Origin of the sequence: Streptomyces sp. PH10-H1, from assembly GCF_030063355.1 — a bacterium.
Lineage (GTDB): Bacteria > Actinomycetota > Actinomycetes > Streptomycetales > Streptomycetaceae > Actinacidiphila.
In genome coordinates this window covers 70,094-86,254 of sequence record NZ_JASISZ010000012.1, presented here as the reverse complement: position 1 = coordinate 86,254, position 16,161 = coordinate 70,094, and the positions used below count along the sequence as shown (strand labels likewise).

Below are 16,161 nucleotides of genomic sequence, written 5' to 3'. Positions count from 1 at the left end.
GGGTCTTGGCTGCGACCGAGTCTATGAGGCCGCCGCCCGGCTCCGAGCGGCGGCTCTGGTTGCGCCCTACCTCGGGAGTACGACGCGGTGGGTGTATCCGCGCGTCGGAAGACCGCTCGCCGGGCGCGGGCTCGCGTCCTTGCTCACCTCCGTACTCGCTGACACGGGGGTGACGGACGGTTCCGGATTGCCCGTCGGGGTCGCATCACCGGTCGGCGTCACGTCATCGGTCGGAGCGTCCGACGGGCTCGCCTCACCGGACGGCGCGGTGTCGTCACCGGGGGTGACGGACGCCGACGAGGACGGGGTGGGCTCCGCCGGTTTGTCGTCGTGGCGCTTGACCACGATGACGGCGGCGGTGGCCGCGCCCCCGATGGCGAACGCGCCCAGCATGATCAGCCCGATGAGAAGCAGACGCTTGCGGCGGCCGCCGGGGACGGGATCCTCGGGCCCGGCCTGCAGGTGCAGCAGGAGATCCGGCTCGGTCGGGCCGTAGGCCGGCGGGGCGGGCAGGACGGCCTGCGCGGTCGTGTCCCCCACGATCGGCTCACTGGAGAAAGCGGCAGGTTGACCTGGCCGGCCCTGTTCAAGGGGCTGAACGGGCTGACCCGGCTGAACGGGCTGGACCGGCAGGCCGGAAGCCGGTCCGTACGGACCCCCGTACGGCGGTACGTACGGAGCCGCGTAACCCGGCGGGTAGCCGGGCGCGCCGCCCTGGCCGCCCGCGCGCACAATGCGGATGAACGTCACAGCGAGGACGCCGCCGAAAGCCCACAGCAGCCCGAAGAGAAGCGCCTCCGGCACGCTGGAGGAGACTCCGGTGCCCGTGGCAATGGGGCTGGAATACCTGGAGCCACCCGAGTACCCCGAGAACTCCGCCGTCACGCCGCCGATCGCGATCAGCAGGACGAAGAGCGCGACGTAGAAGCCAGCCGTGAGCCACTGGTCGCGCCGCTCGGCGAAGCGGCGGACGGCCACGACGCCGAGCACCAGCGCGCACACCACGCCTGCGGCGAGGGCGCCGGGCACCGCCCACCCGTCGCCGAACTGCGACAGGTCGGAGAGCCCGAACGACTCGACGGTGTAGCTCGATCCCACCCGGTTCGCCTCGACCGGCACCCCCCAGGCCACCCCCAGGGCCGAGACCCCCGCGTTGCCCAGCAGGAGCACCGAGGCGAACCAGGCCGAGCTGTTCATCTCCCCGGAGTGGTCGGCCAGGACGACCAGGAGGATGACCGCACACACGGCCACGCCGATACCGAGAGCCAGCAGCGCCGCCCGCAGCGCACGGACGGCGGAGGCCAGTCCCGGACTGGTGGAGAGCGGGCCGTCCAGCCGGTCGCGGCACAGCACGAAGAGGGCTGTCACCAGGCTGAGCACGAAGGTCCACAGGAGCACCGTGAGCGGACCCGACGTGATGTCGGTCTTCCGTCCGTTCGACTGCGTGACGCTCGGCTGCCCGATCAGCGCCAGGATGACGGCGCCCGCCGTGCACACCACCGCGACCCGCACGGCCGCCTCGGCGCCGGTCTGGGTGCGGCGCAGATGGCGGAGCGCCAGCACCAGGGCGAGCCCCCACAGGACGGTGATCACCAGCGGCACGACGGAGAGCGTGCTGCCGGCTTGGGACGATGTCGTCAGGGAGGGGCTGTACGGATCGGGGTAGCCGGATCCGTCGCCGTACGTCGAACGGCCGCTGTCTGAGCCCAAGGTGTAGCCGACGGTGCCGCCGATCCCCTGGAGGATCATGGCGAGGAAGAAGCGCAGCCGGTCCCCGTAGCCGACGTCGAGCCCGTCGAACGAGGTGGTGGACACACTCGCCAGAAGTCCGGCGATGGCGAGCAGCAGGGCGGTCGGCCACAGTCCCGCCTTCAGCGGCCCTGTCCAGTCGCCGGAGACGGTCCGGCGGATGAACAGCCCCGCGGGCGAGGGCTGCTGCGGGACCGCGACGTAAGCGGTCGGGGCGTACGCGGTGGGGGCGTACGGCGGCGGTGGGTACGCGGGCGGCGGATACGCGGGCGGCGTGCCCGGTGGGAGCGGCGGCTGTCCCGGGGCGGGTGGCTGCCCCGGGACCGGCGGTGGCTGGCCCTGGCCGGGTATCGGAGGCTGCCCCAGTTCGCGGCCGCATTTCATGCAGAAACGCGCCTCGTCCGACGACGCGTTACCACAGGCGGGGCAGAACGGCATGGGTCACTCCGCGTGTCGGGGGGACGGCTGTCCTCACATCAGACACCGGAATTTATGGCATGGTTCGCGCAACTGCCCCGCTATTCGCCGATCTTGGCGCCTCTGTGCAGCGCGACGACACCGCCGGTGAGGTTCCGCCAGGCGACCTTGGACCAGCCTGCGCCCTGGAGCCGGCCGGCGAGCGCCGCCTGATCGGGCCAGGCGCGGATGGACTCGGCGAGATAGACGTACGCGTCCGGGTTGCTGCTCACCGCGGTCGCGACCGGCGGCAGGGCCCGCATCAGGTACTCGGTGTAGACGGTGCGGAACGGCTTGAACGTCGGGCTGCTGAATTCGCAGATCACGACGCGGCCGCCCGGCTTGGTGACGCGGAGCATCTCGCGCAGCGCGGCGTCCGTGTCGTGCACATTGCGCAGCGCGAAGGAGATGGTGACCGCGTCGAAGACGCCATCGGCGAACGGCAGCTTCGTCGCGTCGCCCGCCGTGAGCGGCAGGGCCGGGTGGCGCTTCTTGCCCTCGCGCAGCATCCCGACCGAGAAGTCGCACGGCACGACCTGGGCGCCCGCCGCCACGAAGGGCAGCGAGGAGGTGCCGGTACCGGCACCGAGGTCGAGCACCCGCTCGCCGGGCCGGACGTCGAGGGCCTGCGCGACGGCCTTGCGCCACAGCCGGGCCTGGCCGAGTGACAGCACGTCGTTCGTCAGGTCGTACTTGGCGGCTACGTCGTCGAACATCGCGGCGACTTCGTGCGGCTGCTTTTCCAGGGAGGCTCGGGTCACGGGCCCATTCTCCACCCCGCGCCCGCCGCCGCGGCCCGGGGTCAGCGGCGGAGTGCCTCGGCGGGCTGGATGTGCGCGGCGCGCAGGGCCGGGTAGAGGCCGGCGAGCAGCCCCGTGAGCAGGCCGATCGCCGGGGCGGCGGCGACCGTGGCCGGGTGGAGGACCGGCGTCCAGTCCCTGATCACGGCCACGATCACCACGGTGATGCTGCCGAGGCTGGTGCCCACCAGCCCGCCCAGCGCCCCCAGGGCCCCGGACTCGGCCAGGAACTGGGCGGTGATGTGCCGCCCCCTGGCGCCCAGGGCGCGGCGCAGACCGATCTCCCCGGTGCGTTCCAGGACGGCGACCAGGGTGGTGTTGGCGATCCCGACCGCACCGATGACCAGGCAGATCGCCGCGAGGAGCAGGAACAGCTGGTTGAGGTCCCCGGTGACCGAGCCGCGCAGTGTGCGGGGGTCGGGCGGGGGGACGGCCTTGAGATATTCGGGGTGGTCCGGGCGCAGTGCGGTCGGGGCCTCATGGGCGATCTGCCCGGCGGCGCCGATCCGGGTGGAGATCAGCATCCAGCCGTCGTACAGCCTGCCCTGCGCGAGGTGCGGGTCCGCGGCCAGGATGGCGCCGGGGGACGCGGCGACGATGCCGGTCTCCTCGCCGCCGGAGGCGCCGCCCACCGGGGAGGAGCGGACGGTGGCGTCGCCGGCCGGGTGCACCGTCCAGTACACCCCGGCGTTCTCGACACCGCCGAGCCGTTCGATCCGCCCGTCGGCGTCGGCGGGGAAGGCGGGACCCGCGAAGGCGTTCTGCTGGACGCTGATGTCCTCGACCGTCACTTCGGTCGCGGTGAGCAGGTCGAAGCGGGAGTCGATCCGCGAGGACGTTGTGGCGGTCAGCCCGAGGATCGCCACGAACGTACCGACGCCGAGGACGGTGCCGAGCGCGGTGAGCACGGAGCGGGCGGGGCGCTGGAGCATCCCGGCGAGCGACTCGGAGAGGAGGTCGCGCAGCGGGAGGACGGAGGGCTCGACGAGGCGCTGCTTCTGCCTCTGCTTCTGCCTCTCTACCCGGATCGTGGCTCTGGTCCTGATATGCGGCCTTATACGCAGCCTCATACCGGCGCCCGCTCGGTCAGGACGCCGTCGCGGATCGAGACGGTGCGCGCGCCGCGTTCGGCGACCAGCGGATCGTGGGTGATGACGACGACCGTCATGCCGTCCGCGTGCAGTTCGTCGAGCAGGCCCAGGATCGGGCCGGCGGTGGCGGTGTCGAGGTTGCCGGTCGGCTCGTCGCACAGCAGCAGCGACGGCCCCGCGACCAGGGCGCGGGGGATCGCCACCCGCTGCCGCTCGCCGCCGGACAGCCGGGTGGGCACCGAGTCCATCCGGTGCCCGAGTCCCACTCTGACCAGGGCCTCGCGGGCCCGCTCGCGGCGCTCGGCACGCGGCACGCGGCCGTACAGCAGGGCGACGCGGACGTTGTCCTCCGCGCTGCGGTACGGGAGGAGGTGGAACGACTGGAAGACGAATCCGATGCGCCGGCCGCGCAGGGCGGTGCGGTCGGCGTCCTTGAGCGAGCCCGTGTCGATGCCGTCCAGCAGGTAGCTGCCGGAGGTGGGCACGTCCAGCAGTCCCACGATGTTCAGGAAGGTGGACTTACCGGATCCCGAGGGGCCGACGACCGTGACGAACTCGCCCGGCCGGACCGTCAGTTCGCAGCCGGCGAGGGCGGCGACCGGCGGCGGGCCGGGGTAGGTGAGACCCGCCTGCCGCAGTTCGATGACCGCGGGAACGTCAGCGGTCACTGCTGGGACCCTTCTGGTACTCCTGCAGCGAGCCCCGCACCACCAGCGCACCGGCCGACACGGTCATGACCGCCGCACCGGACACCTTCGATCCCACATGCGCGGGGATGGAGTCCACCCGGGCCGGAAAGCCCTCCAGATAGACCACTTCACCTGCGGGCAGCATCGGGCCGTCGGTGGCGAGGGCCGCGGTGAGGGCCGTCCGCGCGGCGGCGAGATCCTCCCGGGCCCGCTCCACGGCGCGCCTGCTCGCTCTGCTGATGCCGGGCTTCCCGGTGGCGGACGCGTTCGGGGCGCCCGTCGCACCTGTCGCGCCCGTCGTACTCACCGCGGCCTGAGCGTCCTGCGCGTCCTCGAGGGCGCGTTCCGCCGAGGTCACGGCGTCCTGCGCCGACTTCAGCGCCGCCCCGCCGTCCGCGTGGGCCGGAAGCGGGTCGTAGCCGATCGCGGCGTAGAAGCCCCGCAGCGCCTCCTTCGTCCCGGACCCGAACGTCCCGCACGGGTCGCCTCCGGATCCATGGCCCAGTTCGCCGAGCGCCCGCTGCAGCTGGGCGACGTCGTCGCCGGTCGCGCCCGGCTTCAGGTCCCGGTACACCGGCAGCGTGCCCTTCAGCGCGAACACCGGCCGCCCGGACACCTCCAGCAGCACCTTGCCGTCGGCGACGGTTCCCCGGGGCACCACCAGCAGTTTCGTCACGACCGGCGTGCCGGAGCCCTCCCCCGCGGCGACGGAGGGGGAGACGTCCACCGACTGCCCGGCCCGCACCGTGCCGCGCAGGATGACCGAGTCCTTGAGGACCCGCCGCTCCACCGGCGCGGTCAGGAGGTCGGGCGGCGGTGCCGTACGTTCCGCGGCGGCCTGGGCGGGTGACCTGATGACCAGCGACGCCCCGACGCCCACGCCCGAGAGCACCAACGCCCCCAACGCGACGGCGATCACCCATACGCGACGCCTGGCCAGGACCGGAGCGTCAGCCACCCTGGATCCCGTCACCGCCGGACTTCGCCTGGCAGGTGTGCCAGATGGCGGCGGTCGACGGGTCCTGCTTCAGCCGCTTCCCCAGATCGTCGGGGTACTGGAACTCGCCGGTCGCCGGGCTGGGATCCGGATAGTCCGTGATCCCGTGCTCGCGCATGCACCTCGTCTCCTCCCGCATCTCCTCCAGGAAGTCCGCGGGGCCTACCGCGAGGGAGTTCATGGCTGGATCCCGGCGTACACCTGGAGCAACGCCAGCACCAACTTCAAGAACAAGATCTCGTCCGCGAACCCCGGCTGATCCGTGGGGTCACCCCCGCCGCCGCTCCGCTCCGGCCGCGCCACGGAGCGGAGCGGAGCGGCGGAGCCCGCGACACCCCGCACCCCAGCCGTCCCACGGAGTCCGCCGATGCCCAGCCGTCACACCGCCGTCCCCGGTGCCTGCCTCGCCCTCCTCGTGCTCCTCCTCACCGGCTGTGGCGCCGGCTCCGATTCCGGTTCCGGTTCCGGCTCCGGTTCCGGTTCCGGCTCCGGTTCCGGTTCCGGCTCCGCTTCCGGTGGCGGCTCCGGCGCGTCCGACGACCGGGCGGAGCCGGCCGTCGCGACGCCCGTGCTCCTCGACAGCAACGGGCTGACGTTCCCGATGGACGACTACCTCGTCACCGCCGAGCAGCGGCAGCGGTTGCAGAGCGCACAGGACGTCCTCATCGACCAGTGCATGCGGCGCTACGGATTCCGTTACACCGCCCCCGACTCCCGTGTCTCCGCGGGGGTCTACGGCGAGAACGGCCGCCGCTACGGCCTGTCCAGCCCCGCGCTGGCCGCCCGGTACGGCTACGGCGACCCGCCGGAGGAGTCCCCGGCCCGCGCTCCGCGCCCCGCCCGCGGGACCAATGAATCGCTCGTCCTCGACGGCCCGCCCGGCCTGGATCCGAAATCCCTCCCCGCCAATCTGGAGGAAGCGGAGAGCGCCAGGACATCCGACACGAACACCGGCGTCGTCAACGGCCTCAAAGTCCCCGTCGCGGGCTGCTCGGGCGAGGCGGGCCTCAAGCTCTACGCGCCGAACGCCGCCGCCGTGGACATCGCCTTCCCGCAGAACCTCAATGCCGAGGCCCATCAGCGGTCGCGGCAGGACTCCCGTGTGGTGCGCGCCGTCCGGGACTGGGCCGGCTGCATGGCAGGACACGGCTACCGGGTGTCCTCACCGCTCGGGGTGCCGGCGGCCCTGGGCCTCACCGACCTGACGGGCCCGCGGGCGGTCACCACCGCCACCGCCGATGTCGCCTGCAAGAAGAAGGTGAACCTCGTCGGCATCTGGTTCGCCGTCGAATCCGCATACCAGAAGGCGCTGATCGAGCAGAACGCCGAGACGCTGAAGAACTTCAAGGATCAGCAGCAGGCCAGGATGCGGCTGGCCGATTCGCTGTCCGGCTGAGTCCGGCTGCTATAGCCTTCCGTTTTGCTCACGTCCTGGCTTCCGGGGGGAAACCGTGCATCAGCTCTGTCCGGTCTGCCATGTCTGCGGTGCCGGACTTCGGGACGATCCGCACGGAAGCCCGCTCGGTCCGCTCGGTCCCATCAGCGGCGGGCTGCGCCTCATCAGTGATCTGACGAGCCGTGAGCGTGAGGTCCTGCTGAGCCTCAGGGACGGCGCCTCCAACCGCGAGCTCGCCGGCGAACTCGGCATCACGGAACGCACGGTGAAGCTCCACGTGGCGAGCCTGCGCTTCAAGCTCGGCGGTATCTCCCGGCTCCAGCTCAGCCTCATCGCGCTGGTCCACCACGCCCGCGGCGGTTACGCGCGCCGGTGCACGAGCCGTCCGCCGAGCACGGTGGCCACACAGACGCCGTCGGCGTCGAAGACCGCGAGATCCGCCCGGCCGCCCGGCACGAGCGCGGGCGGCACCGATCCGGCCGGCACCCGGGCCAGACCACCCCGGGCCGCGGCGGCCCGCAGCCCGGGATCGGTCAGATACCCGTCCACCACGGCCGTCGCCCCGAACCGCAAGAGAGCGTGAATCCGCTCGCGCGGACTCGGCGCGTCCGGCACCGGAGCCGCGTGCACCAGCCCGGGGCCCACGGTCCCGCGCCAAGCGCGCACCCGCGCGAGCGGATGTGCCGCGCGCAGTTCACCGAGCGTGCCGACCGCCACGATCCGGTCCCCGGAAACGGCGACGGCGCGCTCACCGCTGTCGGAGGCGTGGATCGTGAGCATTCAGCTGGAGGCGAGCAGCTTCAGCTCGGGGTGCGCCGTGCCGCCCTCGATCGCCGTGGACGACAGGTGCGAGACGACGTGGTCGTTGACCGGGTCGTTCGCCGGGTCGTCGTGGACGAGCAGGTGCTCGTAGGTGGTCGCGCGCTGCGCGGGCACCCGGCCCGCCGAGCGGATCAGGTGGATGATCTCCATACGGTTGGAACGGTGCTTGGCACCGGCCATGGAGACCACGTTCTCCTCCAGCATGATCGACCCGAGGTCGTCCGCCCCGTAGTGCAGGGAGAGCTGGCCGGCCTCCTTGCCCACGGTGAGCCAGGAGCCCTGGATGTGGGCGACGTTGTCCAGGAAGAGCCGGGAGACGGCGATCAGCCGCAGGTACTCGAAGACGGTGGCCTGCGTCTGGCCCTTCAGCTTGTTGTTCTCCGGCTGGTAGGTGTACGGGATGAAGGCGCGGAAGCCGCCCGTACGGTCCTGCACATCACGGATCATGCGCAGGTGCTCGATGCGCTCGGCGTTCGTCTCGCCGGTGCCCATCAGCATCGTGGAGGTGGATTCGACGCCCAGGTTGTGCGCGATCTCCATGATCTCCAGCCACCGCTCGCCCGACTCCTTGAGCGGCGCGATGGCGGTACGCGGCCGGGCCGGCAGCAGCTCGGCGCCCGCGCCCGCGAAGGAGTCGAGACCCGCGGCGTGGATCCGCCGGATCGCTTCCTCCGCCGAGACCCCGGAGATCCGGGACATGTGCTCGACCTCGGAGGCGCCCAGCGAGTGGATGACCAGCTGCGGGTACGCCTTCTTGATCGCGGCGAAGTGCTCCTCGTAGTACTCGACGCCGTAGTCCGGGTGGTGGCCGCCCTGGAACATGATCTGGGTGCCGCCCAGCTCGACGGTCTCCGCGCAGCGGCGCAGGATGTCCGCGATGTCCCGGGTCCAGACCTTGTCGCTCTGCGGCGCGGCGTAGAAGGCACAGAACTTGCACGCGGTGACGCACGAGTTCGTGTAGTTGATGTTCCGCTCGATGATGTACGTCGCGATGTGCTCGGTACCCGCGTACCGGCGGCGGCGCGCGGTGTCGGCGGCCGACCCGAGGGCGTGCAGCGGGGCAGAGCGATACAGGTCCAGCGCCTCCTCCGGGGTGATACGGCCGCCGGCGGCGGCGCGATCGAGGACGGCTGCGTAATCGCTCACCGGGGCTGTCCCTTCCGAAGGGGTACAAGACGGACCCGCTCAGCGTACGCCAGGCTCCCGACAAGCCACGGCCGGGCCTGGGCAGCACATGAACAGCCGCCGTGTGTCGCGTCACATGCTTGTCACGGCGTGCCCGGCGCCCCTGACACATCACTTGCGCGAGCGATAATCTGCAGTCTCACGAGAAATGCTCGAACGACAGCTTGTATTGCGGGACGGGGTTGGATATGTCGGGGGCCGGATCGACGAGGGGGCTGCGCCCGCGCAGGCTCAGCGAAGAGACATCTGCCGCGGCGCCGGCACCGGCTCGCGGGGCTGTGCTGAAGCAGCGCGCGGGCACCGCCGCCTCAGCGGTCTGGGCGACGATGCGCCCCACGCGGAACCGCAGCACCGGCTATCTGGCGATCGGCGCGGTCGGCGCCCTCATCGCCACCTCGGTCGCGGTCGGCGTCGGCGCCTCCGGCTCGATCCCGCAGCTCTCCGACATCGGTGCCTGGCTGGGCAGCAGCGGCACGGGCGAGGCCACCCACGCCAACGGCCTGACGGGCGATGTGGACGGCAAGGTCAAGCTGCCGGGCATGAACGGCCACGCGGTGACGATCGCGCAGGACGGCAAGACCGTTCTCGTCCTCGACAAGAAGACCGGCAAGGTCGTCAGGGTCGACCCCTCGCAGCTCACCGCCGAGCAGTCGACGAGCTACGGGACCAGTGGCCTGCAGCTCGTCTCCGGCGGCACGTACGCGTACATCGTCGACGCGGCGAAGGGCACGGTCCAGCGGATCGACCCGGCGCTGACGACCCCCACAGGCGACAAGGTCGAACTCGGCCCGGGGCTGGGCGCCGCCGCCGTCGACGCCCAGGGCACCCTGTGGGTGCCGCTGCCCGGCAAGGGCACCGTCGTACCGTTCGTGAACGGGGCGAAGAGCGCCGAGGTGAAGGTCGCCGCCCCGGACCACGATCTCGTCCTCACCCTGGCGCAGGGTCAGCCGGTCGTGACCGACCGCACCGATGCCGTCACCAAGGTGCTCTCCGTCGCGGGCACCCAGCAGACCTTCAACCTGCAGGGCGGGATCAACGACTCCGCCCCGGTGAAGATCCTGGTGCCCGCCGCGACCGACAGCCCCATGGTGCCGGTCCTCGCGTCCGACAGCGGCGCGCTCGCGCTCGTCGACGTCAAGAGCGGCCAGTCGATCAACGCGAAGGTGCCGATCCAGGGGCACGCGCTGGGCGCACCGCAGGTGCTGGGCAAGAAGGTGTACATCCCGGACGGGACCACCGGCAGCCTGCTCGTCTACGACACCGAGTCCTCGGCGTTCCAGGACTCGGTGAGCGTGACGAAGAAGGCCGGCGACCTCGAACTCTTCGTCCGCAACGGCCTGCTGTGGGTCAACGACCAGAACAACCGCTCCGCCGCCGTCATCAACGCGGGCGGCGACGTCCACACCATCGGCAAGTACACGGACAACGTGCCGACGGCCCGGAAGAAGAACGACAAGCCCGTCGAGGACAACGTGCCCTCGGCGCACCCGACCGGCCAGTCGCGGCCGCCGGCCCGCCAAGATCCTGGCAACAGCCACGGACCCACCCACACACCCACTCCGACGCCGACCCCCACTCCGACGAAGGCGCCGCCGCCCTCCCCGGGCAAGAACTGCGCCATCAACTGGCAAGCGGGCTGCCCGGAACCGCAGACCCCCGGCACCCCGCAGGCCCAGTCCGGCGCCGGCACCATCACGCTGACCTTCCAGCCGGCCTCCGGGCTCACCCCCAAGCGGTACGTCCTCAAGGGACTGGCCGGCGGCCAGACCGCGACCCCCTCCGAGGCAGGCCCGAACGGCCCGTTCACCTTCCAGGTCAACGGCGGTTCCTGCGGCACGCAGTACAGCTACACGGTCGTCGCGGAGTACGCGGCCGGTGCGGCGAGCAAGGAGTCCCAGGCCTCGGCGCCCGTCCGCCCGTGCGTCGCCCCGGGCGCCCCGCAGAGCCTCGACGTCAGCAACCACACCGGCGGGCACGGCGCGACAGTCAGCTGGACGGCGCCCTCGGGCTCGTCCGGCGTCACCTACACGGTGACGTGGCCGGGCGGCAGTTCGAGCACCCAGAGCACCAGCCACTCGGTCACCGGACTGCAGAACAGCCAGCAGTACAACGTCTCGGTGAGCACCAAGAACGCGGCGGGCTCGGGCGCCTCGACGAGCGGCACGATCGACCTGACGCCGCCGAACCAGACGATGAACATCACCCACAACAACAACAGCGCGTCCCAGCTCGCCATCCGTACGGATCCCAGCACCTCCACCGGCGGGAGGGCCGGCCTGTTCCCGGCGTACTACCAGAGCGCGGTCACCGTCCACTGCAAGATCGCGGGCGAATCGGTGAGCCACGACGTCAGCGGCGTCACCAGCAACATCTGGGGCAAGATCTCCTCCAGTTACGGCAACGGCTACGTAGCCGACGTCTACCTGGACTCGCGCAACAACTCCAACGTCTGGGATTGCTCGTGACCCCCCTCCCCACCACCAACGACCGAAGTGCGAGCGAGTCATGAGCGTTCCTCCCCAGTACCAGCAGAACGACGCCGTCGCGCTCTTCGCCCAGTGTTTCCACGCCCTCGGGGACAACATCGAGCGCGTCGTCAAGGGCAAGCGCAGCACCGTCGAGCTGGCGCTGACCTGCCTGTTCGCCGAAGGGCACCTGCTGATCGAGGACGTTCCCGGCACCGGTAAGACGACGCTGGCACGCTGCCTGGCCGCTTCCATCGAGGCGAACTTCGCGCGGGTGCAGTTCACCCCCGACCTGCTGCCGTCCGACATCACCGGCGTGACGATCTACCGGCAGAACACCGGCACCTTCGACTTCCTGCCGGGACCGGTCTTCGCGAACATCGTGCTCGGCGACGAGATCAACCGTGCCTCGCCGAAGACGCAGTCGGCGATGCTGGAGGTCATGGAGGAGCGCCGGGTCACCGCCGACGGCAAGACCCATCCGGTGCCGCGCCCCTTCATGGTGCTCGCCACGCAGAACTCGGTGGACATGGGCGGCACCTACGCGCTGCCGGAAGCACAGCTCGACCGCTTCCTGATGCGCGTCACGGTCGGCTACCCGGACCACGCCTCCGAGGTCGCGGTCCTCACGGGCTCCGCCGCCAACGCGACGCCCGACGCGCTCTCCACGATCGCCTCCTCGCACCACATCGCCGAGTTCATCCAGGTGGCGACGCAGGTGCAGGTCGCCGAGCAGCTCTACGACTACATCGTGCGGATCGTCGCTGCGACCCGTTCGCTGCCCGACGTCCGGCTGGGCGCGTCCCCGCGCGGATCCGTGGCACTGCTGCGCGCCATCCGGGTGCGGGCCGCCTCGCTGTCGCGCGGCTACGCGCTGCCCGAGGACGTCAAGGCGCTCGCGGTGCACGTGCTCGCGCACCGGCTGATCCTCACCCCGGAGGCCGAGTTGAGCGGCCGGACGGGCGCGGACGTCATCGCCGAGGTCCTGGCGACGGTGCCGGTTCCGCAGGCGGCCGGCGGGGCGCGCGTCTGATGCGCGAGGCCGCTGTCGTCCGCCGGACGAGCGCCGGCCCGCTGTCCGCCACCGGCTGGGGCACGCTGCTGGCCGGCGCCGCCCTGCTGGCCGCCGGGTACGGGTACGGGTACGGAGAGGCAGCCGCGCTCGGGCTGACGTGCCTGGCCGCGGTCGTCGCGGCCGTCGTCTGGACGCTGCCCAGGCCGCAACTGGCCGCGGAACGCCGGATCGCGCCGCGCAAGGTCGGCCGGGGCGACTCCGCCGACGGCATCGTCACGCTCACCAACACCGGCACCCGCACCCGGCGCGGCCTGCGCGCCACGGACATGTGCGGCGACGAGCCGCTCACCATGGACGTGCCGGTGCTGCGCGCGGGTGACGCACAGGAATTGCACTACGCGCTGCCGACCTCCCGGCGGGGCCGGATCACGGTCGGACCGCTGCGGCTGGAACGTACCGACCCGCTCGGACTCGCGCGCCGGATCCGTTCCTACGGAACCGCCGACACCCTCGTCGTACGCCCCCGCATCTGCCTGCTGCCGGTGCTGCCGTCCGGCAAGGCACACCATGTCGAGGGCCCGACCTCCGACACCGCCGACGACGGATCGCTGACCTTCCACGCGCTGCGCGAATACGTACTGGGCGACGACCTGCGCCGGGTGCACTGGCGCTCCACCGCCCGTACCGGCACCCTCATGGTCCGGCAGATGGTCGACGTATCGCTGCCCCACACCACGCTGGTCCTAGACACCCGGCCCGGAGCGTACGCCTCGGAGGACGACTTCGAGCTGGCCGTCGACGCGGCGGCATCCATCGCGTACGCCGCCGCCCGCTCCAACTTCCCGGTGCACGTGGTCAGCGAGGCGGGCCCGGTCCTGCACACCGACGGCTCGGGCAACGACGCCGACGCGCTGCTCGACCGGCTCGCCCTCATCGGCCGCTCCGACCGGAAGTCGGCGGCCCCGGCCTTCGACGGCCTGGAGCACCACCGGGGCGGCGGATCGCTCGTCGTCATCACCGGCACCGGCGACACCGACGGCCTGACGGCGCTCGGCCGGGTCCGGCGGCGCTTCGACCGGGTGACGATGATCCGGGCCGGCGAGGACAGGACCGCGCCCGACGCGCAGGGTGTTTCGAGCGCCACCGTCGACGTACCTCAACTGCACATCGCGTCCCTGGACGCCCTGCTGGCCGGCTGGCGCTGGGAGGCCGTCCGTTGAGTGCCACCACGCGCCCCGCGCGCACCGCGCCGCTGCCACCGCAGGGCGGCGGCCCGAACTGGGACTGGGCCGCGCCCGCGCCCACCGGCCCGAGCGCGGAACGCCCGAAGACCCCGGCCGCGTCCGGCGGCGACGGCCTCGGCCGCGCCCGCCGGCTGTGGTCGCTGCTGCCCGTGGCCGCGCTGCTCGCCGCCTCCGGGTTCGGCTTCCACCGGGTGTTCACCACCCGGGACCTGCTGCCGGTCCTCACGGTCTCCGTCCTCGCGCCGGTGGCGCTGTCCGCCGCGCTGTCGGGTGTGCTGTCCCGCAAGGGCCGTATCTCACCGCTCTGGCCGTCGCTCGTCCTGACCACCGCCGCCTGGGTGGGCACGGTCTGGCTGACGATGTTCCGGGCGGGCGGTCCGCGCGCCATCTGGCCCGCACTCCTCGACGCCCCGCACGCCATCCTGACCACGATCCTTCCCGTCCCCGGCGAGGCCCGGCTGCTCGTCCTGCCGCACGCCGTGCTGTGGCTCGCCGCCTTCGCCAGCGCCGAACTCGCCCTGCGCACCCGCACCCCGCTGCTCCCCGCACTGCCCGCGGTGCTCGCCTTCGGCTTCCCGCTGGTACTCGGGGTGGACGGCCCCGGCTCCAACTACGCCGCCGCCGCCGCGCTGGCCGCGCTCACCGCGCTGCTGGCGCTGATCCGCTCGCGGGTACGTCTCTCGCCGCGCGGCCTGGCGCTCGGACTGCCGATCGTCCTCGGCCTCACCCTCGTCGCCGCGCTGACCGGGCCCAACCTGCCCGGGATCGGCGCCTCGTACGACCCCCGTGACGCGATCACCCCGCCCACCGTCCACCCGGAATCCATCAGTCCGCTCGACCAGGTCGCGGCCCTGATGCGCAGTGGTGACGCGAAGGTCTTCACCGTCCACTCCACGGCCGAGACCAACTACCGGCTGGCCGTACTGGACACGTACAACGGCACCACCTGGTCCAGCACCGCCAAGTTGAGCCGCACCGGTGGCCGTGTCCCCGCGGAACCGGGCGTCGACCCGGGCAAGCGGCAGACGCTCACCCAGCGCTTCACCGTCCAGGCGCTGCCCGGCATCTGGCTGCCCGCCGCCGACCGGCCCTCGGCCGTGACGCTCCCGGACCACACCGTTCTCTCGGTGGACCCGGCCAGCGGCGTCCTCGCCACCGACCGGACGGCGCCGAGCGGCTTCAGCTACACCGCCGAGTCCCAGCTCCCGGTCTACGACGTCCAGCGGCTCCAGTACGCGCCCGCCGCCAATGACCCGGCGCTCGTCGAACTGCCGCGCACCGACGCCGCCGACCAGCCGATCCCGTCCGTCGCCTCCTTCACGAAGATCGCCGCGAAGGCCACGGAAGGCAGTACCTTCCCCTTCCAGCAGGCCGTGAAGCTCGCCGACTGGCTGCGCGGCTCCTACGAGTTCGACCCCCGGGCCATCCCCGGGCACACCTACCGCGGCCTGGAGTTCTTCCTCACCGAGGGCAAGCGCGGCACCTCCGAGCAGTTCGCCGCCTCCTTCGCCGTACTCGCCCGCACTCTCGGGCTGCCCTCCCGGGTCGTGGTCGGCTTCCGCCCCGGCACGAAGACCGGCGACGACACCTGGCAGGTGGCGGGCAAGGACGTGCTCGCCTGGCCCGAGGTCGAGTTCAAGGGCATCGGCTGGGTCCCCTTCTATCCCACGCCGGGCACCACGTCGAAGGACGGCAGCTCCGTCGCCCCGGCCGGCCAGCCCAAGGACCGCAAGTCGGTCGACCAGCAGATCACCGACCAGCCGCGCCCGACCGCCCCGCCGAAGGCGGCCGCCACACCGCGGACCGTCGCCGCCCCGGCCGCCGGGCCGCGATGGTGGATCTACGCCCCGGCCGGCGTGTTCTTCCTCCTCCTCGGCTATCTGCTCTACGCCGCCTGGCTCCCCTGGCGGCGGCGCGCGCGGCGGCGCGGCGCCGCCGACGTACGGCAGCGGGTGCTGGGCGCCTGGCAGCAGATCGTCGACCGGCTGACCGAGATCGGACTGCCCGCCACCGGTGCGCACACCGCGGAAGAGGTCGCCGCCTTCGGCGCCTCCCGCGTCGGCGGCGCCGCCGGGGAGCACCTTCCCGATCTCGCCCGGCTCGTGAACGAGGTCGGCTACGCCGGCCGCACCCCCGACCCCGCGTCGGCCGACGCCGCCTGGGCGCACTGCGACGCCATCGAAGGGGTCGTGCTGAGCACCATCCCGCGGCGCGACCGCATCCGCCGCGCGCTGCGCCTCCGGCGCGGTTGA

General features: G+C 72.2%; 13 protein-coding genes and 1 pseudogene. 6 read left to right on the top strand and 8 right to left on the bottom strand.

Annotated elements, in window-relative coordinates:
* Nucleotides 1-66 precede the first annotated feature (66 nt).
* The 6 genes from QMK24_RS10700 to QMK24_RS10675 form a co-directional block, all read right to left on the bottom strand.
* A complete protein-coding gene (locus tag QMK24_RS10700; protein ID WP_283465203.1) occupies nt 67-2,187 on the bottom strand; it encodes a zinc ribbon domain-containing protein in 2,121 nt (706 codons plus the stop codon).
* A gap of 80 nt (nt 2,188-2,267) precedes the next feature.
* The gene (locus QMK24_RS10695) at nt 2,268-2,966 is read right to left on the bottom strand and encodes a demethylmenaquinone methyltransferase (RefSeq protein ID WP_283465201.1); all 699 of its coding nucleotides are present in this window, start codon (nt 2,964-2,966) and stop codon (nt 2,268-2,270) included.
* 41 nt (nt 2,967-3,007) lie between these two features.
* On the bottom strand, nt 3,008-3,937 hold the full coding sequence (locus QMK24_RS10690; protein WP_283465266.1) for an ABC transporter permease: 930 nt from the start codon (nt 3,935-3,937) through the stop codon (nt 3,008-3,010).
* A gap of 134 nt (nt 3,938-4,071) precedes the next feature.
* Nucleotides 4,072-4,764 carry an ABC transporter ATP-binding protein gene (locus QMK24_RS10685; protein WP_283465199.1) on the bottom strand — a complete coding sequence of 231 codons (693 nt, stop codon included), beginning with the start codon at nt 4,762-4,764 and terminating at the stop codon, nt 4,072-4,074.
* Nucleotides 4,754-5,743: a peptidoglycan-binding domain-containing protein gene (locus QMK24_RS10680; protein ID WP_283465197.1), complete on the bottom strand. Its 990-nt coding sequence runs from the start codon at nt 5,741-5,743 to the stop codon at nt 4,754-4,756. Before QMK24_RS10680 ends, QMK24_RS10685 begins: the two co-directional genes overlap by 11 nt.
* Nucleotides 5,736-5,963, bottom strand: a complete 228-nt coding sequence (locus QMK24_RS10675; protein WP_283465196.1) for a hypothetical protein — start codon at nt 5,961-5,963, stop codon at nt 5,736-5,738. Before QMK24_RS10675 ends, QMK24_RS10680 begins: the two co-directional genes overlap by 8 nt.
* Nucleotides 5,964-6,149: 186 nt before the next feature.
* Between QMK24_RS10675 and QMK24_RS10670 the strand changes: the two genes are divergently transcribed.
* Both QMK24_RS10670 and QMK24_RS10665 read left to right on the top strand, forming a co-directional pair.
* Nucleotides 6,150-7,178: a hypothetical protein gene (locus tag QMK24_RS10670; protein WP_283465194.1), complete on the top strand. Its 1,029-nt coding sequence runs from the start codon at nt 6,150-6,152 to the stop codon at nt 7,176-7,178.
* Between the two features lie 55 nt (nt 7,179-7,233).
* Nucleotides 7,234-7,449 (top strand): annotated as a pseudogene (locus QMK24_RS10665) (helix-turn-helix domain-containing protein); the annotation flags it as partial.
* A gap of 89 nt (nt 7,450-7,538) precedes the next feature.
* Here QMK24_RS10665 and QMK24_RS10660 read toward each other — a convergent pair.
* A complete protein-coding gene (locus tag QMK24_RS10660; protein WP_283465193.1) occupies nt 7,539-7,958 on the bottom strand; it encodes an imidazolonepropionase-like domain-containing protein in 420 nt (139 codons plus the stop codon).
* Nucleotides 7,959-9,146: a cyclic dehypoxanthinyl futalosine synthase gene (mqnC, locus tag QMK24_RS10655; RefSeq protein WP_283465192.1), complete on the bottom strand. Its 1,188-nt coding sequence runs from the start codon at nt 9,144-9,146 to the stop codon at nt 7,959-7,961.
* 317 nt (nt 9,147-9,463) lie between these two features.
* Here mqnC and QMK24_RS10650 point away from each other — a divergent pair, with 317 nt between their 5' ends.
* From QMK24_RS10650 to QMK24_RS10635, 4 genes are read left to right on the top strand one after another with little or no spacing between them, the layout of a single operon-like run.
* Nucleotides 9,464-11,650 (top strand): fibronectin type III domain-containing protein, encoded by a 2,187-nt coding sequence (locus tag QMK24_RS10650; RefSeq protein WP_283465190.1) that lies wholly within the window; start codon nt 9,464-9,466, stop codon nt 11,648-11,650.
* A 40-nt stretch (nt 11,651-11,690) separates the two neighbouring features.
* Nucleotides 11,691-12,683 (top strand): AAA family ATPase, encoded by a 993-nt coding sequence (locus QMK24_RS10645; protein WP_283465188.1) that lies wholly within the window; start codon nt 11,691-11,693, stop codon nt 12,681-12,683.
* Nucleotides 12,683-13,885: a DUF58 domain-containing protein gene (locus tag QMK24_RS10640; protein WP_283465187.1), complete on the top strand. Its 1,203-nt coding sequence runs from the start codon at nt 12,683-12,685 to the stop codon at nt 13,883-13,885. The genes QMK24_RS10645 and QMK24_RS10640 overlap by 1 nt, the downstream gene beginning before the upstream one ends.
* Nucleotides 13,882-16,161, top strand: coding sequence for a transglutaminaseTgpA domain-containing protein (locus tag QMK24_RS10635; protein WP_283465185.1), 2,280 nt, complete (start codon nt 13,882-13,884; stop codon nt 16,159-16,161). Before QMK24_RS10640 ends, QMK24_RS10635 begins: the two co-directional genes overlap by 4 nt.